This window comes from Candidatus Bathyarchaeota archaeon (genome assembly GCA_026014465.1).
In the GTDB taxonomy this organism is placed as follows: Archaea; Thermoproteota; Bathyarchaeia; order Bathyarchaeales; family Bathycorpusculaceae; genus JADGNF01.
Window position 1 is genome coordinate 576,109 of the sequence record JAOZID010000010.1, and the last position, 22,841, is coordinate 598,949.

General features: G+C 46.3%; 20 protein-coding genes. 8 read left to right on the forward strand and 12 right to left on the reverse strand.

Features of this window, described 5'->3' with window-relative positions; all coding sequences use genetic code 11:
- Window positions 1-15: 15 nt before the first annotated feature.
- Window positions 16-231, reverse strand: coding sequence for a hypothetical protein (locus tag NWF04_05070; GenBank protein MCW4005952.1), 216 nt, complete (start codon window positions 229-231; stop codon window positions 16-18).
- Window positions 232-255: 24 nt separating this feature from the next.
- Window positions 256-489, reverse strand: coding sequence for a hypothetical protein (locus NWF04_05075; protein MCW4005953.1), 234 nt, complete (start codon window positions 487-489; stop codon window positions 256-258).
- Window positions 490-633: 144 nt separating this feature from the next.
- Here NWF04_05075 and NWF04_05080 point away from each other — a divergent pair, with 144 nt between their 5' ends.
- Entirely contained in the window at window positions 634-1,437 is an 804-nt protein-coding gene (locus NWF04_05080; protein ID MCW4005954.1) for a sugar phosphate isomerase/epimerase, read from the forward strand.
- Between the two features lie 39 nt (window positions 1,438-1,476).
- Here NWF04_05080 and leuS read toward each other — a convergent pair whose 3' ends face one another.
- Window positions 1,477-4,356: a leucine--tRNA ligase gene (gene leuS, locus NWF04_05085; GenBank protein MCW4005955.1), complete on the reverse strand. Its 2,880-nt coding sequence runs from the start codon at window positions 4,354-4,356 to the stop codon at window positions 1,477-1,479.
- A 94-nt stretch (window positions 4,357-4,450) separates the two neighbouring features.
- Between leuS and NWF04_05090 the strand changes: the two genes are divergently transcribed.
- The 6 genes from NWF04_05090 (at window position 4,451) to NWF04_05115 (ending at window position 12,740) form a co-directional block, all read left to right on the forward strand.
- Complete coding sequence (locus NWF04_05090; GenBank protein ID MCW4005956.1) at window positions 4,451-5,452, forward strand: polyprenyl synthetase family protein; 1,002 nt, start codon at window positions 4,451-4,453, stop codon at window positions 5,450-5,452.
- Between the two features lie 153 nt (window positions 5,453-5,605).
- Window positions 5,606-6,979 (forward strand): MFS transporter, encoded by a 1,374-nt coding sequence (locus NWF04_05095; protein MCW4005957.1) that lies wholly within the window; start codon window positions 5,606-5,608, stop codon window positions 6,977-6,979.
- 25 nt (window positions 6,980-7,004) lie between these two features.
- Entirely contained in the window at window positions 7,005-8,132 is a 1,128-nt protein-coding gene (locus tag NWF04_05100; protein MCW4005958.1) for a TIGR04084 family radical SAM/SPASM domain-containing protein, read from the forward strand.
- Between the two features lie 295 nt (window positions 8,133-8,427).
- The gene (locus tag NWF04_05105) at window positions 8,428-10,791 is read left to right on the forward strand and encodes an NEW3 domain-containing protein (GenBank protein ID MCW4005959.1); all 2,364 of its coding nucleotides are present in this window, start codon (window positions 8,428-8,430) and stop codon (window positions 10,789-10,791) included.
- Window positions 10,792-10,794: 3 nt separating this feature from the next.
- Window positions 10,795-11,730, forward strand: a complete 936-nt coding sequence (locus tag NWF04_05110; GenBank protein ID MCW4005960.1) for an ABC transporter ATP-binding protein — start codon at window positions 10,795-10,797, stop codon at window positions 11,728-11,730.
- Between the two features lie 2 nt (window positions 11,731-11,732).
- Window positions 11,733-12,740: an ABC transporter permease gene (locus NWF04_05115; GenBank protein ID MCW4005961.1), complete on the forward strand. Its 1,008-nt coding sequence runs from the start codon at window positions 11,733-11,735 to the stop codon at window positions 12,738-12,740.
- Between the two features lie 57 nt (window positions 12,741-12,797).
- Here NWF04_05115 and NWF04_05120 read toward each other — a convergent pair whose 3' ends face one another.
- The 9 genes from NWF04_05120 to NWF04_05160 all read right to left on the reverse strand — a co-directional run bounded on the left by NWF04_05120 (window position 12,798) and on the right by NWF04_05160 (window position 22,325).
- On the reverse strand, window positions 12,798-13,277 hold the full coding sequence (locus tag NWF04_05120) for a hypothetical protein (GenBank protein MCW4005962.1): 480 nt from the start codon (window positions 13,275-13,277) through the stop codon (window positions 12,798-12,800).
- A gap of 50 nt (window positions 13,278-13,327) precedes the next feature.
- Window positions 13,328-14,146, reverse strand: coding sequence for an ABC transporter permease (locus NWF04_05125; GenBank protein ID MCW4005963.1), 819 nt, complete (start codon window positions 14,144-14,146; stop codon window positions 13,328-13,330).
- Window positions 14,147-14,148: 2 nt separating this feature from the next.
- Complete coding sequence (locus tag NWF04_05130; protein MCW4005964.1) at window positions 14,149-15,069, reverse strand: ABC transporter ATP-binding protein; 921 nt, start codon at window positions 15,067-15,069, stop codon at window positions 14,149-14,151.
- Between the two features lie 18 nt (window positions 15,070-15,087).
- Entirely contained in the window at window positions 15,088-15,927 is an 840-nt protein-coding gene (locus NWF04_05135) for a hypothetical protein (GenBank protein MCW4005965.1), read from the reverse strand.
- Between the two features lie 13 nt (window positions 15,928-15,940).
- Window positions 15,941-16,354 carry a hypothetical protein gene (locus NWF04_05140; GenBank protein MCW4005966.1) on the reverse strand — a complete coding sequence of 138 codons (414 nt, stop codon included), beginning with the start codon at window positions 16,352-16,354 and terminating at the stop codon, window positions 15,941-15,943.
- Window positions 16,355-16,464: 110 nt separating this feature from the next.
- A complete protein-coding gene (locus tag NWF04_05145; GenBank protein ID MCW4005967.1) occupies window positions 16,465-16,812 on the reverse strand; it encodes a helix-turn-helix domain-containing protein in 348 nt (115 codons plus the stop codon).
- Window positions 16,813-17,091: 279 nt separating this feature from the next.
- Entirely contained in the window at window positions 17,092-17,646 is a 555-nt protein-coding gene (gene ectA, locus NWF04_05150) for a diaminobutyrate acetyltransferase (GenBank protein MCW4005968.1), read from the reverse strand.
- Entirely contained in the window at window positions 17,633-18,997 is a 1,365-nt protein-coding gene (gene ablA, locus NWF04_05155; protein ID MCW4005969.1) for a lysine 2,3-aminomutase, read from the reverse strand. The genes ectA and ablA overlap by 14 nt, the downstream gene beginning before the upstream one ends.
- A 211-nt stretch (window positions 18,998-19,208) precedes the next feature.
- The gene (locus NWF04_05160; GenBank protein ID MCW4005970.1) at window positions 19,209-22,325 is read right to left on the reverse strand and encodes a PAS domain S-box protein; all 3,117 of its coding nucleotides are present in this window, start codon (window positions 22,323-22,325) and stop codon (window positions 19,209-19,211) included.
- 196 nt (window positions 22,326-22,521) lie between these two features.
- On the opposite strand from NWF04_05160, the gene NWF04_05165 reads away from it, so the two are divergent.
- A complete protein-coding gene (locus NWF04_05165; protein ID MCW4005971.1) occupies window positions 22,522-22,827 on the forward strand; it encodes a hypothetical protein in 306 nt (101 codons plus the stop codon).
- The last annotated feature ends 14 nt before the right edge of the window (window positions 22,828-22,841 follow it).

Consider the following 22,841-nt stretch of genomic DNA (forward strand, 5'->3'; position numbering starts at 1 on the left):
GCTAAAAAACGCGGCTTAAACGCTATAGCCGTAACCGACCACAACCAAGTCGAAGGCGCAAAAAAAATCGCCAAACAAACCAACTTTCTCATCATTCCCGGCACCGAAGTTTCCAGCCTCGACGGACACATTGTCGCCCTCAACGTTCCTGAAGTCATCCCCCGCGGACTTAGCGCCGCTGAGACCATCGACAAAATTCACGCTGCCGCAGGAATAGCCATCGCCTGCCACCCCTATGCCCTCTTCAAAGGCAGCCTAGGGAAAAACGTCTCCTCTCGCTTTGACGCCATAGAAGTCATAAACGCCCGCGCCGTCCCCTTCAACCGTTGCGTAAAAAAAGCCCAAGAAGCCGCCCACGCATACAACCTGCCAGGAGTAGCGGGAACCGACGCCCACTATGCACCCCAAATCGGCTACGCCTACACCGTCATAGACTCCGAACCCAAAGTAGACGACATCATCAAAGCCATCAAAAAGGGGCAGTGTCAACCATTTGGGCAACCAGTCCCCACATCGCTAAATCTGGAACAGACCTTCGCACGACTACGACGACTATCCATGAAAGCAAAACACCCCTCAGACATGCTCTAACCAGTTAGATACCCAATTATACCTTAACGGGCATTATGGGTTATGGATCTGCGTTTTGGCTTTGACGTTGTAGAAAAACCCGTAGGAGAATACTTCGCCTACGCAAGGGAGTATGGGTTAGCGCATTTGGAGGTTGATTTGAATGTGGAGCATGAATTCATCGAAACCTTTGACGCAAAACGCATAACCAACTTGAAGAAGCTCTCCAAAGAATATGCCGTCACAGTAAGCCTGCACACGCCATTTTCAATCAACCCCGCAGACCGAATTTCCATGTTGCGCCGCGCTAACGTGGCGTATTTGAAGCGGTGTGTCCAAGTTGCCAGCGATTTAGCCGCGACGCATCTAACAACACACATTGGTCACTGCAACGGCTTGCCTGAATGGAATTGGCTGCGACGCCAAGGGTTGGAGCAGTTGGTTTTGAGCCTCAAAGAAACCCTGAGCCTATGCAAGGAACACGACGTGGTTTTGGCTTTGGAAAACGTGAACCCCATGCCCAAAGACTCCGAATTCTTCTATCTAGGCGACAACATCAACGACTTCGAATTCCTGTTCTCCCAGCTGCCCTCACGTTACCTCAAAATGTGCCTAGACACAGGACACGCCCACACCGCCGAAGGCGTAACCACCTACATAGAAAAATTCAAAGACAAAATCGTCAACGTCCACTTCCACGACAACAACGGCAAAAACGATCAACACCTAAACGTAGGCGACGGAACCATCCCCTGGCAACAAGTAGCCCAAGCATTCAAAAACGCAGGTTTCACAGGACCCTACATCTCCGAATGCTTCAAAACAACGCCTCACCAAGCAAAAGCCGACCTGCAAAAATACTTCTGACCCCCAAAAGCAAGAAAGAAGAAGTGTGTGGATGCAGGGTTATTCGATGTATATGGCGGGTTGGTAGGGCATTGAGAATTTGGCGCGGTTTTTGGGGTCGTGGCGGTTTTGGTCGGTTTCGCTGTAGATGGAAACGTCTGCGTTGAAGCGTTCTTTTAGGAAGGCGGCGGCGTCTTGGATGGTTTGGGTTTCGTTTGTTTGGAGGATTTTTTGCATGTTGGCTTTGCGTTCGCAGCTGATTTTGGTCATGGCTTTGATGGTTTTGGGAACCAGTGCGGCGGCGTCTTTCATGTGTGGTTTCACGTCTGGGTCGGCGGAGAGTTCTTTCATGACCTCGTTGATTTTAGCTTGACCTGAGAGCGTTTTCTCCAAAACTTTTAGGAATATGTTCCATTTCCACGGCGCAGCGGTGTAGTAGCAGATGCGTTTGGGCTCCATCTTTGTGGCTTTAAGGATGTTGGCGGTGTCCGCGATGATGTCGGTTACCAAGTTTTCTTGTTCTTCGGCGGCGACGTCCATTTTTTCTGACTGTGCTTTGGGCCAGGGCGCGACGGATATGAAGCCTTCCTCGCATGATTGGCTCCACAGTTCTTCGCACAGGTGGGGTGCAAAGGGCGCAAGCATCCTAAGCCAGACCTTCACGGCTTGTGCAAGGGCGGCAGCGTCTGTTTTGCCTTTTCGTTGGATGTACCAGCGCATGTCGTTCCAGACTTCAAAGAGTGCGGTTTGCAGGGCGGTTCGGGTCTTCAAATCCTCCAAGGCTTCGGTGACTTCGATTATGCGTTTTTGCAGCTTGCTCAATAGCCAGCGTTCCAACTGCGTATCTTCGGGGCTGTTTGCTTTGGAGAGTATTTCGCCTGCGAAGCTCATGAGGCTGTCGAATTTGCCTTGCAGGTCGCGTATGTTTTCGGCTCGCCAGTCAGGGTCGTCCATGGCTTCCGCACCCAGCATCAAACCGCATCTAGTGGCATCTGCCCCGTACTTGTCAACAGCTCCTTTCATGGTGATGAAGTTGCCTGTGGATTTGTGCATCTGCTTGCTCTCAATCATTAGCATGCCGTTTACGCTCATGGCTTGGGGCCAATGCTGCGAAGGAAACAGGGCAGCGTGATGGAAGATGCAGAAAGTGAGATGGTTGGGGACGAGTTCTTTGGCGCTGTTACGCAAATCCAACGGATACCAGTACAAGAACTCTTCGCGCATCTGTGTTAGCAACTGGGCAGTTAATTCTGGGGTTTGGAGTTTTTCGGGGTTGCCTTTTCCTAGGAAGATGTAGTCGAAAACTTCTCTGGTTAGGGCTTGTGGGGGGATGTTGTGTTGGCGGATGTGTTTGTTTACGGTGTAAAATGCCATGTATACGGTGGAGTCGCTTAGGGTTTCGATTATCCAGCCTTTTCCCCAGGGTAGGGGGGTTCCAAAGCCTGTGGTTCGGGCGCATGCCCACTCTTTGAGCCAGTCAATTACGGTGAAGAACCAGGGTTTGGCGGTTTCGGGGTAAATGCGCATTTGCTCAACGACTTCTTTGGCTTTAGCTTTCCATGCAGCGTCGGAGTAGTTGAGGAACCATTGGTCGCTTAGAACCTTCACTACACAGGGCGTCATGCAACGGCAAACGACGGGGTCAGGCAAATCATACATGCTATCGGCAACACCTGCTTCTTTGAAGTCGCTGATGATTTGGTCTTTAACCGCCCGCACGGACTTACCCGCGTAGACGCCACAGGATTCCTTGAGTTTACCGCCGTGGAACTCTTTCTTGTACAAAACTTTGGTGGCTTCTTCACCGCGCGGGTCATGCTGGTCTTTGATGCCCATTTGGGCAACGACTTCGACTGCGGGGTAATCGCCGTAGCCCTCGACCTTGATGAGTGAGATAGGCTTGATTGCCTGCACCACCTTGGCGTCCATGCCAAACTGCTCCAGAACAGCGAGGTTTTCCTGCAGGTCTTTGAGCGCTAGCCAGTCAAAGGGTGCGTGAGCGGGGACGCTGTAGACTACGCCTGTGGCGACTTTGGAGTTCACAAACCACCCAGGCAAAATCAAAAAGCGTTTATGGGTTATGGGGTTCTCAAAGCTTTTGCCAATGAGTTCTTTGCCTTTGAAGGTTCGCGTGACGGTGACTTTGCGTTCTTGTTCGTTGAGTTTCTCGGCTGCTTCTTGGCTAATCACCCAACGCTCCCCATCCACCGTGGCTTCTACATAGTCGGCGTCGGGATTTATCCACATGTTCGTAACGCCAAAAAGCGTCTCTGGACGGAAAGTCGCGGCAGGCAAAAACGTCTCGTTGTCGAGTTTGTATTTGATGAGCGTGTACTCTTCGGGGGTTACGCCTTCACCTGATTGCCTGTCGTGGTCGCCTGTGGGGCTTTTGTCTTTGGGGCACCAGACTACGGGGTGGGTTCCTTTGGTGACGTAGCCCATTTCTTGCAGGTTAGCGTATTGCCATTCGATGAATTTCTGGTAAGTTGGCCAAACTGTGGTAAATGAGCGGCGCCAGTCCACGCTAAAGCCGATACGTTGCGCACTTAGTTGTCCCTCGTTGGTGTAGTACTGCGCCATGTAGAGGGGGTCAACAAACTTTTGAAGTTCAGATTCGGGCACGCCATCCACTTCACGCAAAACTCGGATGTATTTTTCGTCGCCTTTGGCTACGCGCTGACTAGCCCCCAAAAGCGGCTGTCCTGTCCAGTGCCAACCCCAAGGCCACAAAACATTGAACCCTTGCATGCGGCGAAAACGTGCATACGCATCCACGCGGCTAGCAGTAAAAGCATGACCCACATGCAACGGACCATTCATGTACGGATAAGGAAAAGTCACCAGTAACTTTTGACGTTTAGGGTCGGGGTCAGCTTCGAAAAGGCGTGCAGCAGCCCATTTTTCTTGCCACTTCGCCTCAATCTGCTTCAGGCTACTCATAAAACAGGTTCAAGCCACCAGTAACCTATTAAGAGTTACGCTTCCATGCCTTTGACCTAAAAGGAGAAATATCTAGAGCAGTTATAGATGAGTTATGGTATCTGACTCCGAGCTTATCAAAAACGTTCAGGGCATCATAGCACAGTACGGCAAAGCGGCGTTAGAAGAAACAAAAAAGGAACTTGTAGATTCCTCGTATGGAAGCGGCGTAGTTTCTGCGGCGACCAAGTATTTTGCGAAGACGACACTTAGGGGGGTGTTGCCCGTTTTTCCTGCACTGATTTCTCTTTCATGCGAAGCCGTAGGCGGTGAACCTGAAAAAACAGTTGGGGTAGGAACGGCTATGATGCTTATTGCAGGTTCTGCGGATGTTCATGATGACATAATTGATAAATCAGTTCTAAAGTATTCCAAGAAAACCGTTTATGGCAAATATGGAGGGGATGCTGCTTTGCTTGCGGGAGATGCGCTTCTTTTCCACGGCGCAAAATTGCTACATGAAAAATGCAGCGAGTTACCCAAAGAGAAAAGCAAAAAAATTTTTGACACAGTTCTTGGGGCATTGTTTGAAATCAGCAACGCCGAAATTACAGAATTAGAGTTACGTCAAAGCAAAGACTTGACGCCAAAAAAGCATTTAGACATAATAAAATCAAAAGCAGTCGTTCCAAAAGTCTACTGCGAAGTAGGAGCCATTTTGGGTGATGCAGACAACAAAACCGTAGAACACTTAGGCGAATACGGGAAAGCGTTTGGCATAACCTCCGCCCTAAGAGACGAATTCATAGACACATTTGAAGCCGCAGAACTAGAGAATAAAATCAGAAACGAACTCCCACCCCTACCCGTCCTATACACCATGCAAGATGCGAAGAAAAAAACGCAGCTGCAAAAGAAAATAGGAAAAAAGGAGTTCACGGAAGAAGACACAGAACAAATTGCTGAACTGATTTTAGATACAAAAGAAGCCCAAAACCTAATCAAGTACATGAAGAAGCAAACGGAAAAAGGCACTGAAAACCTAAAAGAACTGCCAGATTCAAAATCAAAAGAGGGGTTAAGAATGTTGCTTATAAGCAGCATTCAAGGGTTATAAAATTCTAGTCCTTAGACCCAGGGGGCTACGCGAACTAGTTTGTTTGCTTTTTTCATTTCCGACCTTCTCCTACTGTATATATGAAGTACAAGTATACTTAAATTTTACTTATTCTGAAATACAGTTTCAAAATTCTTAATGCTTATGTACAGTTTGAACAGAAAGGATACTTCACGAATCGTAATGATGACTAAGGGCAGTAAAGGAATAAATCTACGAACCACAGCAGGAGCCATATTTGTAGTTGCTAATGCATTCATTTGGTATTTTTATGCTTTTAATTGGCTTGTAGGAACCATGGATAGCGCTGCATTAACCAGCAGTGAATCCATTTTAGTTTGGGGCGTTAACCTTTTGGGCATAAGCATCTCCGCTTTTGCGGCAACGCTGATAAAACTTCGGAGCAGAACAAAGTTTTTGCTTTACTGGATATTACTGGGCGCAGTTATCTCTACAATGCCTTTGATGATTAACACAACAGCATTTATGGACATAATTTTGGTTGCGGTAGTATTTGGTGTTTACTTTGGGTTTGGCATGCCAATTTGCATGGGCTACTACGCTGCCGTCACAAAAACCAATAATCGTTCGAGAATCGGCGGAATCACATTCCTTATGATTGGATTAGGATTCTTTGCACTAGGAAATTTGGGCGTAACCCAACTGGAACTGGATGTTCTGATTCTAATCATCTGGAGAGTAGCGGGTTTTCTAATTTTTCTTCCCCTAAAAACACAGTTCACAAAAAATGAACAAAAAGAAAAACATCCATCCTACCTTACAATCATCTCCAACAGACCATTTCTCTTGTACTTCGTTCCATGGCTAATGCTCTCTCTTGTAAACTACATAGCCACTCCAGTCATCACAAACCTGTTTGGCTCCACAGGAACTGATTTTGTGCGGTCGTTCTCGATAATTGAGAGCATCTTGATGGGAGTATTTGCTGTAGTTGGAGGGTTCTTAGCTGACAGATTTGGGCGTAAACGGTTAGCGATTATAGCTTTTGCGACGTTGGGCATAGGCTATGCAGTACTGGGCATGTTTCCCTATGCAACTTTGAGCTGGTACACTTACACAGTTTTAGATGGCGTCTCATGGGGTTTTCTATACACCCTTTTCCTCATAACTATCTGGGGCGACTTGGCGCAAAACCAGAAAAGCGAAAAATTCTACGCCATTGGCAGTTTGCCGTTTTTGTTTGCTAATTTTATGCGGTTTTTTGTAGGTTCGTACATTTCAGGTCCCACGACGGGGTCAGAGATTTTTCCGCTGGCTAGTTTCTTCTTGTTTATAGCGGTGTTGCCGTTGGTGTATGCACCTGAAACGTTGCCTGAAAAGGTTATGAAAAGCCGTGACCTGCAAAGTTACGTGGAGAAGGCGAAGTCAAAGGCGCATAAAGAGCGTGAAAAGATGCAAAAAGAGAAAACCAAAGAAGCCCCTGAAGAAGAACCCGCTACGGATGAAGAAGGGGAAAATGGCGAGGAATACGATGAAGCGCAGCGGTTGGCGGAAAAATACTATTAAGCAGGTGCTTTGTCAAAAGTAATTTATGTTCTTTCACGTAGTGGTCACCAACGAATGTAATTTGCAGTGCCGTTACTGTTTTGGGGAGATGATGGAAGATTTTGAGGAGGACTTTGGCGAGTTTGAACTCGATTATGAGTTGCCGCGGCACTTAGATTATCCTGTGGAGTTGCTGTCGAAGTTTTGCGCAAAAGACCCCCAGTGCGTTTTGACGTTTTACGGAGGCGAACCGCTATGCAACATGGAGGCGGTTAGGCAGATTATGGATGGCGTTGAACCCAAGCATTTTATGATGCAGACAAACGGGTTGCTGCTTGACCAGTTAGAGCCAAAATACGTGAACCGCCTGCACACATTGCTGGTTTCTATAGACGGCGACGAAGCCCTAACTGATTACTACCGCGGAAAAGGAACATTTCGAAAAGTCATCGACAACCTCAAACTGCTCAAAGCGAACGGGTTTGGGGGCGAATTGATTGCGCGGGTAACAGTTATGGAGCAAACCGACATTTACGGGCAGGTTAGGTGGCTTTTGGACAACTCGGAGTTTAGTTTTTCGAGTGTGCATTGGCAGCTCAACGCGGGTTTTTGGGGCAACGACTACTCGCGGCGCAACTTCAAAGAGTGGAGCCAGCAAAGCTACATGCCAGGCATAGAAAAACTCGCGCAGCTATGGGTTGAGTACATGCAACAAAAAGGAGTGGTGCTAAAGTTGTATCCGTTTTTGGGCATAGCCAACTCGCTTCTAAACGGTGAGAAAGAGGCGCTGATGCGGTGTGGTGCGGGCTGGGTAAACTATGCCATACAAACCGACGGCTACATCACGCCGTGTCCAACCATGTGGGGCATGAAACAGTATTATCTGGGGCACATCTGCGACGCCGACCCGTTGCAGCTGCGCAAAGTCTTTGTCGAAGAGTCGCCCTGCAAAAACTGCGACAGCCTAAACATGTGCGGAGGACGCTGCCTGTACGCCAACATCACCAAACGCTGGAGCGACCCGCAATACACAGAAATCTGCACCACCATCAAAAACCTAATCAACACCATACAAACCCAAATCCCCCAAATCAAACAACTCATACACGAAAACAAAATAACCCTAAACGACTTCGACTTCCTCAAATACAACGGCTGTGAAATAATCCCTTAACCTGCTTTGACAAACTCTTGAGGGCGTTTTTCTACCTACCCCCTCCCCCTTTCTGCATAGAATTAATATTTGGATGCTAATAGGTTGGTGTTTTCTTTGGAAAAAGTGTGGTGTTGCGGCTTGTTTGCCATGTGGTTTGGCGATGGCGCAGGTTAGGTGGGAACACGAGTAGGGGCGTACTGGAAAAATGTGGTATACTTTTGGGGCAACTTTTTAATAGACTTCATAAGATACCGCTTGGTAAGGCAACTATGCGTTGTAATGTGCCTTAAACAAAACAAGAGTTAAGATTAACATGATTCACAAAAAACCATCCAGCAAAACTATGGCACTCGTAACACTTTTTCTTTTCTGTACCACGCTCTTCCTGTCTCCTTTGACAATTGTGGGGTCAGCGTATGGTCAAACTCAGACAACACATGTTTTTGGTTCAGTTGTAACTGAAGACGGCGTTGGAATAGGGGATGTTACTGTCGAGATTCTCACTAATGGTCGCTTTGTTGCAGGCATCAAAACGAATTCAGAAGGAGTTTTTGTGACTCCAGAAATTGAATTTGGAAGTTATACGTTCCAGTTTAGTAAAGTGGGATACAAAGAAGCTTCAACAACGGTTGTTATAGACACTTTTGACCAAATCATTCAGTCGGTTGCTTTGCATCCTGGGTTGAGTATTTCTGCGTCTGTTTTACAAATTATTGCTGAACAAGGCGAAACAGTTACTATTCCGTTTACTGTGAGATATGAAGGCGCTGAAGGCGTTGAAAGCGTAGAATTTGCGGTGTCAACTTCACACGAAATGCTTACAAGAATTCTACAGGGCACCTACGAAGTTAATCAAATAGAAATGGCTTCAGGACAAAGTGTAACACTGCAACTAGAAACTACAATTCCCTCAGCAGTAACCGAAAACACAAGGTACAACATTTCTTTAACCGCTATAGGCAAAACTAATGCCTCTAAAACGTTTACAGTAGCCGTTTACACGGAAGGAGCCGAAACAGAGGTTTCAGGTACTGTAGTGGACTCGCAGGGTGTTGGAATGGCGGATGTTAGTGTTGAGGCGTATTCTGGGGATGTTCTTGTTGCTGATGCTACAACTTATGGTGATGGCTCGTTTAATCTTGGGTTGACCAGTTCAAACAGTTATTCCTTAAAGTTTTCAAAACCAGGCTATGTTGAATACACCAAAATGGTTTCCGTATCCGCTGCGGATTCACAAATTGTGCTAAGTGAGGTTGTTTTGTCGAAGGTTTTGTGGTTGACTTCTTCGATTTTGGGTACGGCGGCTAATCCTGGTGATACGTTGGTTTTGCCGTTTATGGCAAGTAACGTGGGTTCTGAGATTGAGCCTGTGGGTTTTTCAGCGGTGGTTCCTGCGGGTTGGGCTGCAAAGGTTATGGATAACGGTGGACATCGAATTCTGGAAACGTCGCTTTCGCCAAGTTCGAATGCTAACCTGCAGTTAGAAGTGGAGATTCCGTTGGATGCAAACGGCAGCTACGAGGTGACACTTACCGCATCAGGCGAAGTGGGCACCACATTAACGTTCACGGTCCAAGTTGAACCCGCAGACGATTCTATGCTAAACTGCGCCTACCCCGGAAAATCGTCTAATGCAGGCGATTTTGTTCGGTTTGAGATGGCTTTAACAAACCCCTTTAGCGTTGATATGCGTTTCAAGCTTTCTGTTGACCAGGTTCCTGAGAACTGGACGGCTTTCATGAAATCCACCGACGGCGACTACCTAACAGAGGTGCTTCTTGAAGCTGACCAAACTGTAAACTTGGTATTGGAGGTTAAATCTCCGTCTTCAGCGCTTACTAACCAAACATACGAGCTTTCAGCAAACGCAGAGGCAGTTAACCAAGGCATCACCGACACCATATCGGTAACTGTTACGGTAACAGAGTTAGCAAACGAAATCACTTTGACCGCAAAGCTTCCTGAAGTTGCTGTTGAAGCTGGAAACTCGGTGAGTTACCCGCTTACCGTGTCGAACATGGGAACTACCGACCGCTACTTGCTGCTGTCTGTTGAGCCGCCTGCTAACTGGAAAGCAGTTTTCAGGTTAGGCGATGTTGAAGTAACTAGGCTTTACTTGTATGGCGGAAACTCTTCAGACCTAACAGTTATCGTTACACCGCCTAGTTCCGTTGCACTTGATACGTACACGTTCCCAGTAAAAATCAAGTCTGAAAGCGGAGTAGTCTTAACCGAAGCAAACCTGACAACGACCGTTGTAGGCTCCTACCGCCTTGACATGTCCTTGTCAACGTACATGGCTACGGCAAACAGCGGCGAATCCGCCACGTTCACGGCAACCATCACTAACTCAGGCTACACCACACTCACAGACCTCTCCATGAACATCACGCTTCCCGCAGACGGCTGGTCAGTTAACATTTCCCCCGTTAATGTAGAGATGCTCAAATCCAGAGAATCAGCAACCTTCAACGTGGAAGTAACAACGCCTGAGAACACTGTTGCAGGAGACTACATGGTCAGCGTCAAAGGAGAAAGCAACCAGATGGGTTCAGGCGTCACGCAGGTCAGGTTAACCGTAGCAGCTTCAACATCTTGGGGGCTATACGGGATAGCCATAGCAGCCGTGTTCATCATTTTGCTAATCGCGGTCTTCTGGAAATTCAAGAGGAGATAAACAATGGCGGAACCAATGATACAAACGCAGCAGCTAACAAAGCATTACGGCAAATTCGTGGCAGTTGACAACTTGGATTTGACGGTGAACCAAGGAGATATCGTGGGGTTCTTGGGTCAAAACGGTGCAGGAAAAACTACGACGCTGCTAATGCTCATGGGATTGTCCGTGCCCACTTCGGGAACCGCTACCGTAGGAGGCTATGACGTCGTCAAGGAATCCAAAAAAGTGCGCACCGTAGCGGGGCTCTTGCCTGAAGGCGCAGGATACTACGAAGAGTTAACGGCAAAACAGAACCTTGACTACATCTGCCAGCTAAACGATGTCCCACAGTCAGAGATACAAGCCCGCGCAGATGAACTGCTTGAAGCCGTAAGCCTATCAGAATGGGCAGATACAAAAGTCGAAAAGTTCTCTCGCGGCATGAAACAGCGCCTAGGCATCGCGGAGGTTCTGGTTAAACAGCCAAAAGTCGCCTTCTTTGACGAACCCACCATTGGCTTAGACCCCAAAGGCACAAAAGAAGTCCGCGACATGCTCCTAAAACTCAACAAAGAATACGGCTTAACCATACTCTTATCCTCTCACCTGCTACATGACGTCCAGCAAACCTGCCAAAAAGTCCTCATCATACGCAAAGGAAAACTCATCGCCGCAGACACCATAGAAAACCTGTCAAACAAACTAAGAAGCGGAGAAAACATGACAATTGAGTTTGAATTAACCCAGATAAGCCCCAAACTGGTTTCTGAACTGGAAGCAATCAAAAACGTGGAAGCCGTCACGCAGGAAAACCACAGGTTATACGTTAAGATGATGGAAAATATGGCTAGGGAAGTTTCTGAAACTATCGTTAAGAATGAGTCCACGATTTTGTTGATGAAACCAAAAGAGCACAGTTTAGAAGAGGTATTCCTCAAATATTACGAGGGAGACTAAGCATGGCGAACTTTTTAACGGTATGCAAAAAAGAGCTTGCGGACCATCTGGGAAGCAAACGTTACCTGGTACTGTTTGTGTTGGTTTTGGGGTTAGCAGCCGTAACCGCGTATCAAGGCGCTACTTCTATGCAAAACAGCGTAACATCAAGCTCCAACCTAAGCTTCATGGACATGTTTTCAGGCTCCCTAACCGGCGGCATATCCTTCACATACGTAATGATCTATTTTGGACCCATCATCGGGTTAGCTTTGGGGTTCGACGCCATAAACAAGGAACGCAGCAGCGGCAGCCTCTCCGTACTGCTTTCGCAGCCCATCTTTAGAGACGCAGTTATCAACGGAAAATTCCTCGCAGGCATAGCAGCACTTTCCCTCATGGTCACAGGCACCGTAGGCATCATGGTCGGATTAGCAATCCCCATCATCGGCTTTGGACCCACCCTCGCAGAAACAGGACGCATCTTCGTCTTCGCAATACTCACCATACTTTACCTGGGCTTTTGGCTTGCCCTTAGCCTGCTCTTCTCAACAGCCATCAAAAAAACCGCAACCGCCATAATCGGAACCGTCGTCACATGGATATTCTTCACGTTCATACTAGCCATAGTAGCCACCCTCATAGCCAGCGCCGTCGTACCCGTCCAAACCCCACAGTTCTTCGCCCCATCAATCTCCTCAACCTCTAGCGACCAAGGCGGCTTCATAAGCCGACCCATCGACCAAACCCAAACCGACCTGTACATACAAAGCATCCAAAACCGGCAAAACCTACAAAACATCATCCAAAGCATCTCGCCCTCCTACCTCTACACACAAGCAGCCAACATCTTACTCACAGGCTCAAACTACGGCTCCGTCATAGTATTCTCATCCAGCGGCATGATACGCCCCAACACCGACGTAACCTCCTGTTGGCCCCAAGTCACAGCCCTAGCAGCCGCCATGATAGCCTGTTTCGTCGCCGCATACCTACTGTTCCTACGCAGAGAAATCCGCGCAGGAGGGTAAACCCAAAACAAACACTCAACTCTTTTTTTATCAACAACTAATTAACCAAATTTTTTGCTACGGGCGGCGGCGCTTAAAAATAAACGTGCGGACAAGATTTATCGCGGTTAAAACAGCACCTGATGCTGTCAGGAAAACTGCAAGAGCATATTTGTCGGCTTCTATATTCTGGGGGTTTCCAGCTTCGAATGCTACGCCTATGGGGAGAGAACTTGTTTGGTTTCCACAGTTAGTTACATAGATGCAGTATTGTCCGCGGCTGTCAAAGTTAATAGGGAAAATATCGGGGGTTGTGGTGCAGGTTTCAATTAGGGTTTGATTGTTGGGGGCAGTGATTTCTAAGTGTATGGGTAACGTGACGTTTTCAAATCCGGGAACAGAAGGCGCAGTGCTTCCAGGTAAAGTGAAGTAACCCACGGCTATTTTTCCCACCCCAACTGGACCAACAAGGATTGTGGTACAGGAGGTCTGGTTAGGTGCAAACTCACCAAAGCTCGATATTGTGTTTTGAGGAACGTGCGGTGAAGAAGACATCATTAAAAGAACGGCACCAAAAATCAGCAAGATTAAACCTGTACGTTGCAGGTTTATTCTCGTACTTCAAACCTCCGGGTGAAGTAAAAATACATTGGAACCACAAAACCCAAAGCGTAAACTATGCTTACGACCAGAAAAATCTCCGTTGGTAAGCTACGTTCAAAGGGGTTGCTGTTTTGTACTACACCAAAGACTTTGCCAAGGGTTGTTATAGGTGCTTTGTAGGGGGATAATGACAGATAATTGAACAAAGAACTGGCGCCTACGGTTAGGGTACTTAGGTAGTACAGGACAAAACTTGTAATTGTTGTAATCAACGCAGATGGAATTGTACGTCTAACAGACAGCGAGATGAATACTGCTAATCCACCATAAAACATCATGGCTAAAACCGTAACGGGAAGCGCCCAAGCAGCAAACTGAATGCTCCGCAACAGCAAATTAGGGTCTGAATAGAAATTCAAAGCCAACGTGCAAAGCATAACAATCCAAGATAGAAGGGTCAAAGGAACAACCACTGCAGCAAATTTCGCTATAAAAACCGATGAGCGTGACAGCGGTGATGAGAGGAGAGTCTGCATTAACCCTTGTTCGTAGTCCCTAGCAAAAGACAGCGACAATAAGAGGACGCAAAACAGCCCCAAAGGCAGCATTTGCAGGTCTATTATGTTGTAAATGGCGGTGGTTATAGTTGAGTCTAAAGTGGTTTGTAGCTGGATTTGAGGAATGATTTTGAACATGTTTGGGGTTGCAGTAATGGAAATTAGCACTATGAAGCCGATTGCCAATTCAAGTATAGGAAAACGCCAAGCTCTTTGAATCTCGGCTTTGAGCAATGACAGCGTAGTTTTGAGTGTATGCAAATCCATTTTTAGTCTCCTGAAACGGTTGTTTTGAACAGGGCTTCTAAATCGTTCCCTGCAGCTTTCACTTCTTCAAGTGAAGCATTCGCTTGCGCTACAACAGCGGGCAAACGTTGCTTGAACACAACAGGGTTTTTGGCAACCACAACCAAACTGCCCTCAACCGCAGTAACATCTTTAACGCATTCCTCACTTCGCAGCAATTCAGCAACAGCAGTTGCAGGCTCGACCTTGACCAAGAATACACTGGAATCAACTTCACTTAGCATCCGAGTCAAGGAACCTTGCCGTACAGCTTGTCCGTTATGCATGAGGATGACGTGTTCACAGATTTTTTCTAGTTCGGGCAGAATGTGGCTGGAGATGATGAAGGAGCAGTCTTTTTTTAAGGAGTTTATGAGGTTAAGCACTTGGGTACGTCCTATGGGGTCAAGGTTTGAGGTAGGCTCATCAAGTATTACCAGTTCAGGCGTACCCAGCAATGCCTGTGCAAGTCCAATTCTTTGACGCATACCCGCAGAATAGCCGCCGATACGTCTGTGCTGAGCCTCAGTATCAAGTGCAACAAGCTTCAAAACCCGTTTACTATCGCCCAACACATCAGAAACATCCTTAAACTTAGCCATCAGTTTAAGGTATTCAAGCCCAGACAAATGATCATAAAACGCTACTTTCTCATACAAAACGCCGACTTTACGCCTAATCTTTAACGATTCCCGCCAGCAATCAAACCCTAAAAGCTGCGCACTACCAGAAGTTGCCTTAATCAAACCTAAACTCAATTTCAGAGTGGTTGTTTTGCCAGCGCCGTTTGGCCCAATCAAACCATTTACGCCCCTGTGCAGATCAAAACTTAACCCGCACAGCGCCTCAGCATTATTGAAACGTTTAACTACGTTCTCAAAACGACCCAAAACATCAGAATTCATACGTACCCCGCCGAACAATTATTTCTGTTCAAAGACTAAACGCTCCATGAACTTTGTTTTTAAGGAGTTTTTGCGTATTCGCTTCTTTTTAGCTTTAGACCGGTACATAAAAGCAACTAAAACCCCGAAAATAGCCGCGGCTATCAAAATCAGGTATATGGGGAACCAGTTTACATACGGAAACAGGTGTATGTTTAGGTTTTCTGAATAAGAAGACAACCTGAAAACGCCGCCTTGGATGTAGTCTACGCCCAGTTCGTTGAGTAGAATATCGCTCAAAGAGAAAGCAGATACAACAAGTATGCCTGAATCGGATGCAAAACTTAGAACCGAGGGCATACTTACAGTTGAGTCGGCAACATGGAAAGCTTCCACAGTTATAGCATTTAAGAACAGGTCGTTTATAACTGTCTGCGGCTTTGAAGTTCTACTGGTTACATTTCCAATTAGGCTCCATTTTTCGGTTTCTGTCAACACGATTTCTTGGTCTTCAACAAGGGCATCAGGTGATACAAGAAAAATCGAGGACACACCGTCGATGATTAATTGCCCATTGATTATGACACCTTGGACGGTGGAGTTGCTGCTAAATGATTCGCCTTTGAGGGCGATATAAGCTTCGCAGGTATCTCCTGCTTTTGGGGTGATGGAAAAAGTCACGTTCAAGTTCTTGGAGGATATGACAGTGCCATTGGTGAGCACCAAAAGTGAGGATGAATCGCTACTGCTGGAGGTTCGTGTTAACTCTACCGAATATGTTGTATTGACTTCAAGACCACTACATACAGACGCGGCGTAACAGCAAATAAAAAGGGAGAAGATCAGGCAAAGCCAAAACGGTTTTTTTTCGGTCATCATTTAGTATACCCTACTAATCCCAAGTCCAATAAGCTTCTGCATCTGCCTGATTCGCAAGGTAGCTTGGATAAGCCCAAGCTTGAGCATAACCAGACCAGTCATCAGCGAACCAAGGGTCAAAACTGCCAGAGATGTAGGCTTCACAGTTATAGGGGTTCTGCAGGTTTCTCAGTGTATCTTGTGAGAAGTCACCAAGGCCAGGTGCATAACTGGGGCTGCATGAAGATTTGCTCCAGTCGATAGCGTATGTTTGGTCGTCGTAGTAGACGTATATGCTTGCGAAAAGTGAACCATGCGTAGCTCCAGGGGTTGATGTTGCTGATTTGGATAATGGTCCTGCCTCTGCTGCGTTAGCTATACCTACAGAAAGCATGGATACAAGAAGGACTGCAATAATGATGGTTTTTGAAAGAAGTTTTATTTGCATACTCTTTTCCCTCCTTTTTAATTGATGGGCTTCATTGTGCACACGAATTTTAAGAGACTTTGGACGATTCAGACCCAAATCAAACCCAACCAATACCTTGCTCATGGACATTACGCACTAGCCTCTGATGATTCATACTCAAAATTATCGCTTGCAACGCTAACGTTATCTGTATCCTCGGACAAAACAACCGCGCTAGCATCTACGCCTTTCTGTGTAAGTTGATAAAACTTTGAATTACCAAAACTCAAGCTTTTAACTATGTTCTCTTTCAAGAGATAACGCAAGTGTTTTTGAACTGTCCACCAGTCTAGACCCACATCTTTAGCTATTTGACTGCAGTTTTTTGGCGTGCAAACCAAAGATTTCAGAATTCTTTTCCGTGACTTAGCCCCTCTGGAAAGTCTAAACAGAACTAAAACTTCAGGAGCAACAATTCCGCGGTTAGGCTTATTCACAAAGAATCCTCACAAAACGCTGACAGAAACAGAAGTTGAGTTCTAAAAAAGAAGCACCACAAATAAAATGAACCCACGGGATCGTTTCCAAAGTTACACCCAAAGGGTGTACGCAAACCAAAGATATAAGAGTTACTTTCTACGCAAAAGTAATTCTAATTCAACAAAAAACAGCAACAAAAGAATCTCCAGAAAAATGCGGCAAACAAAACGCCAAATCAAAGACCCACACGAAAGCCGTGAACAGACAAAGCAGCTAAAGAAAAAAGCAACATCAAACTATTTTGTACCAACATTAAAACCACAATTGAACCGCAACAGCTGTTTTTTGATTTCTTCTGGGGCTATGGGTCCGATTCGCAGTAGGTACTCGGCTTCGTGTCCGTCGTTGCCAAAGTCTTCTTCGCTAAACAGCAAAGTTTCTTCGCAGCGGGCATGTAACTGCTTGGCTAGGCCTTGGAAGCTTTTTCTGGAGGCGTCGTTGGAGGGGTTTACGGTGCCCTCGAAATATTGGACGTTTGCGGCGTTGATTTGATGTAGCAGCATGCGTTTTTGCAGGGCGTGCCCGCGGTAGTGTTGGTGCACGACGGCTTCCCAGCTAAAAAAAGTGTCAGGCCGTTGTGGGGGGACGTATCCTGAGCTGAAAGCGACGATTTTGCCTTGGTGTTCGGCTACGACGCAGGTGCTTGAGAAGTCTTTGGCTAACAGGAAATAGGTGTAACGCGAGTTCAAGCCCACGTAGGGCTGGTTGGCGGTTAAAAGGGGATAGACGTGTTTTATGTCTGCGATTTTGACGTTGCGGATATTAAAAGGGGGGGAGTTACTGTTTGGCATCGTCTGCACTTTTGGGTTTGCGTTTTTTGCTTCGGCGGCTGATACGCATGTTTTCTTGGGGAACCAGCGCGATTTGGTCGTCAGCGTCGGTTAGCAACCGTTCTACACCGATAGCTTTTGTCTCGTCGGCTTCGTCAAGCTTTAACTGCAAAGCACAGTCGTCACAGTTACGGTCACAGAAAATCGGCTCATAACTATCAGGCTCCTTATACGTAGTTATGACACCTTCGTAGTTGCGCAGTACGACCTTGTTGGTTGACCATGAGATAAGGTAGTTGGGCATGACGGGGATTTTTCCTCCGCCTCCAGGGGCGTCTACTACATATGTTGGGACTGCAAAGCCGCTGGTGTGACCTACGAGGCTTTCGATGATTTCTATGCCTTTGCCGATGGGGGTGCGGAAATGAGATAACCCTTCGGATAGGTCGCATTGGAACAGGTAGTAGGGGCGCACACGGTTTTGTACAAGCTTGTGGTTGAGTTTTTTCATGATACGGGGGCAGTCGTTGACGCCTGCAAGCAGCACGGACTGGTTTCCCAAGGGAATACCAGCGTCGGCTAGTTTGCGAACGGCGGCTTTTGCAGAGCGCGTAAGTTCTCGGGGGTGGTTGAAGTGGGTGTTTAGCCAGATGGGGTGATGTTTTTTGAGCATGTTCACCAGGTCGTCGGTTATGCGGTAGGGCAAAACCACGGGCATGCGTGAGCCGATGCGTATTATTTCTACGTGGGGGATTTTGCGTAGTTCGGTTAAGACCCAGTCTAGGTAGTCGTCGGGGAGCATGAAGGGGTCGCCGCCTGAGAGCAGTACGTCGCGGACTTGACGGTTGTTTTTAATGTAGTTGATTCCTTCTAGGATTTGCTCTTTGGAGGGGATGTAGTCGGAGTCGCCGACTTTGCGTTTGCGGGTGCAGTGGCGGCAGTACATGGAGCAGCGGTTGCTGACCAAAAACAGTACTCTGTCGGGGTAACGGTGGGTTATGCCTTTTACGGGGCTGTCTTTGTCTTCATGCAACGGATCAGACATGTCATACCGCGAAATTATCAACTCAGAAGGGCTGGGGAAAGACTGCTTAAAAATAGGGTCATTCTGATAGTTTTCTTTTTCAATCAACGACGCATAATAAGGTGTTATGCTCATCGGAAACTTTTCAATGGTTTTTTCAAGTTCCTTGCGTTCTTTTTTGGTAAAAGTAATCCCGGTGAGTTTTTCAAAAGCAGTGATAGTTCGTATGGAATTAGCCAGCTGCCACTTGTAATCGTGCCAGTTACTGGGGGTAACGTTTTTGTGGGCGTTTTGTGCAAATGATTCTTGAGTTACAGGAAGTGTTTCAGTTTTTTTAGTAGTAGTCACGAATTAACGACTCCAAAACAAGAAACAAGCAGAAATATAAAGCGGCTAATAAGCCAAAGGCGCTTGCTTCTTATTTTTGTTCTCGTTAGTTGGGGCTACTTATAAGTTTTTGCGCGTTGAAAAGCAAAGATTAGATCTTAAACAAAGTGAAGACAAAAACAATGGTAAAAGTGGGGGGTTTATGCGCTGCAAATCCTGAGAGTTGAGGGGGTTAGGTGTGTTGCACCATTGTGTTGTCCATGTTTGCAATGGATAGGCTGACGGTTTCGGGTTTGGATTCAGCAACAAGCTTTGGCTTTATGGGTAATGTCATGGTGAAGGTTGTTCCTTTGCCCACTTTGCTTGTGACAGTGATTTTTCCGCCGTGCGACTCTACGATGCGTTTGCATATGGCTAATCCAAAGCCCATGCCTTTTGCTTTGGTGGTGAATAGGGGTGTCCATAGTTTGCTTAGGGTTGCGGGGGTCATGCCTTCGCCTGTGTCTTTGAAGCTAATTGTTACTTTGCTTTTTGATTCGCGGCTTGTGACGGTGAGGGCTCCACCGGAGGGCATGGCGTCGAAGGCGTTTTTGATGAGGTTTATGAAGACGCGTACGAGTTTGTTTACGTCTGCTTTGAATGCGGGGGTTTCATGTGTTTTATCGATTACGTTGATGTCAGGGGGAATTTTGAGCAGGTTTACGGCGGTTTGCAGGAGCTGTTTTGAAGTTGTTTGCGTAAGTTCCACGTTAAGTTCTTTGGAGTAATCTAAGAGGTCGTTAACGATTTTGTTGCTGTACTCAATGCTTTTCTCAATGGTACGCATCATTTCTTGGCTAGCAGCATCCAAATGTTTCCCATGCTTCGTGTTCAGGTAATACGTTGCGCCTTTTATGCTGGTTAACGGGTTACGCAAATCATGCCCTATCATGCCCGCGAGTTCACCAATAGCGGCTAACCGTTCAGACTTCACAAGCTGCTCTTGAGCTTTCTTTAGCTGCAAAGTCCGTTGAGCAACAATCTGCTCTAGCTTTTGCGAATACTCCGCCAACTTGTTCTCCAACAATTTACGTTCAGTCGCATTCACTGCAAGCTCCAACGCAGAAACCACATTACCATCAGCATCCTTTATAGGAGTAACAATAAGCTCCGTCCAAAAACGCTTCCCATTAGGCGCAACCGAAGAAACCTCGTGAGTATCAAAAGGCGCCCCTTCAAAAACCTTCTTAACCCCACAGTTAGGACAAACAGAAGTCCGATTGTTAAAGATTGAAAAACAGAATTTTTTCTTCAAATTGGGGTGCATATGCTTGAAAAACCTGTTAGTCCAAGTTACACGGTAGTTCTTGTCTATGATAGCAAGCCCTGCGCCTATGTTTTCAGTTACAGTTTCTAGTAGGTCGCGTTCCTGTTTGAGACCCATTTCTAGTTTCTTTCTTTCGGATATGTCGCGGACGATTGTTAGGAAGCAGGGTTGGTTATTTGCTGTTAGAGTGTTCATGGATAATTCTATGGGGAATTCGGCGCCGTCTTTGCGTAGAGCGTCAATTTGTAAATGTTTTTCAGTTGAAGCATTGGAAACCAGTTGGTTCAAAATGTCGCGGGGGTCTTTGCAGGTGTTGGAAGGGTTAATTATTTTTGACCAGCACCGCCCCATGGCTTCTTTTTCGTTGTAGCCAAAGATTTTTTCGGCTGCGGGGTTCCAGTAGATAACTTGGCCTTCAGCATCCAGCAACAGTATAGCGTCTAGCGCGCTGGTGCTTATGGCTCGGAACATTTCCTCGCTTGTCCTCAAATCTTCCTCAAGCTTCTTTTTCTCAGTGATGCCACGCAAAATACTCAGAACAGACTTGACCTTGCCGTTTTCCAATATGGGTGACCAAGAATGAGAAATCCAGCGTATTTTCCCAGTTGAGTCTAATATGCGGTATTCTAGGTCGGCGCCTTTTTTGCCAGATAAGGCGCTGGAAATGTTTTTGTTAATTAATTCTACGTCTTCAGGGTAGAATATGGAAGGTGAAGTACCAACGAGTTCTTCGGGTTTGTAACCTAACACGTTATAGCTGGAGGGACTCAGGTATTCAATGACGTTTTCTGAATTAGACACCATGACAACGTCAGCAGAGTTTTCAACGATGCCTCGGAATTTCTCTTCACTTTCAGCTAAAGCGTGTTGATGCTTAACCTCATCAGTAATATCCTTGATAGTTACAACAAAATCTTCAGAAACCGAAGAAGGATACTTGATGGAGCTAACAGAAATTTCACAATGCATATTTTTGCCGTCTTTATCCATCAAAGTGTAACGAACGTTGCTGGCTTTGCCCCGAGCAAGAATTATCTCCCACAACGAAACCGCAGATTTATGTTCATCAAAATGCACAAAATCCAAACTGGCTTTGCCGATGAGTTCGGCTTTGGAGGAGTAACCAAACAGGTTGACGGTTGCCATGTTGCAGTCTTTGATGACAGCTTTGGAGTCAGTTACCACGATGGCGTCAGGGGAAGAATCAAGGATGCTTTGCAGTTTCTCTTCGTTCTCTTTAATTTGGCTGGCTTTTTTCGCAACCAAATCCTCAAGTTTTTCAGTGTACTCTTTTAGCTGCTCCTCGGCTTTTCTTCGGTGAGTTACCTCGCGGCAAATAACTAGAATAGCGTTCCTCTCAGCATAACTGATTTTTTTCGCGTTAATCTCGAACTGGCGAATCACGCCTAAATGGTCAGCGATGTCAACTTCGTAAGGTTCCACCTTTTGACCGGTATTTCTTTTCTTGAAGTTCTGACCAAGCAGTTTTTTGCTGTCCTCGGGTAAATTGGGTAAATCAAAAAAGGACCTGCCTATCCAGCCGTCTGCAGAACCGATAACACGTTCGTACGCAGTGTTCATACAAATAAATTTGCCCTGTTCATCAATTATCACTGTGGGGTCAGCAATCAGGTTAAGAAGCAAATTGAAGTTGTTTTCTGTTAAACAATCCTCGGTTTGTGTAAGTTTTGCAAGAAGCGCTTCTTTGTTGACGCAAACGGTTTTCTTGATTTGACCCACGTAGTTTAGGAAAGTGAAGTCTTCGGGTTTTATGGGTCCAAAGTCGCTTTGAATTTTCGAGTAGAGCTTTTGCATGAACATTACTTCAAGGGGTTTGGAGCCGATCCCGAAAACTTCTTCTAGTCCATGCGCAAAATCGTCCAAGCGGTCTGGAATCTCGTGCTGTTTTATGTTAAAATTTTTCTCCATGCATTGGTAGATAGCGTGTTTTGATTTTTCACCTAACGTGGATAAGACGTCGTCAATGACTGAGAGTAAGAGTTCGTTAAATTCTGGTTCAGTGATTTTTGGAGTTTTTGGCATAAGGCTTCCCGTTCACGTAAAGGTTGGGAACTTGCAATTTACGCTACAGACAGTAGGATTATCCATGAAACGGCAAATAAAACCTTATGAATCCATAATCAACAAACCAAAACCCTCCGCAGCGAATCCACTTCAAAAACTAAGGTTAAGAAAAACTTTGTATCCATCTTCAACGCCTTATAGGGTGGTGAAGTAGTTGTCGCTAACAGTTAACGACGCCCAGTACCTTAGTTGGAAAACATTCAAGAAATTCCAAACCAAGCAAGGCAGCTCCCAAAAGGCATCTGAAACCGCAGCGGAGCTGCTAAGCAAGGTGCAGAAAATCGCCCAAAAAATAGCAGCTGCAGAGCAGGCGGGAACAAAGGCAGATAAGGAAGAGTTGGGGCAGTTGCTTGCGGGAGCGTTGCATTTGATGTTTATACTCTCAGAGCATCACGGCGTGAACGTGGAAGACAAATTCATGCAGGCAATTGACGAATACGTCATGGGATTCGTGCAGTAACGGTTTTTTGTTCA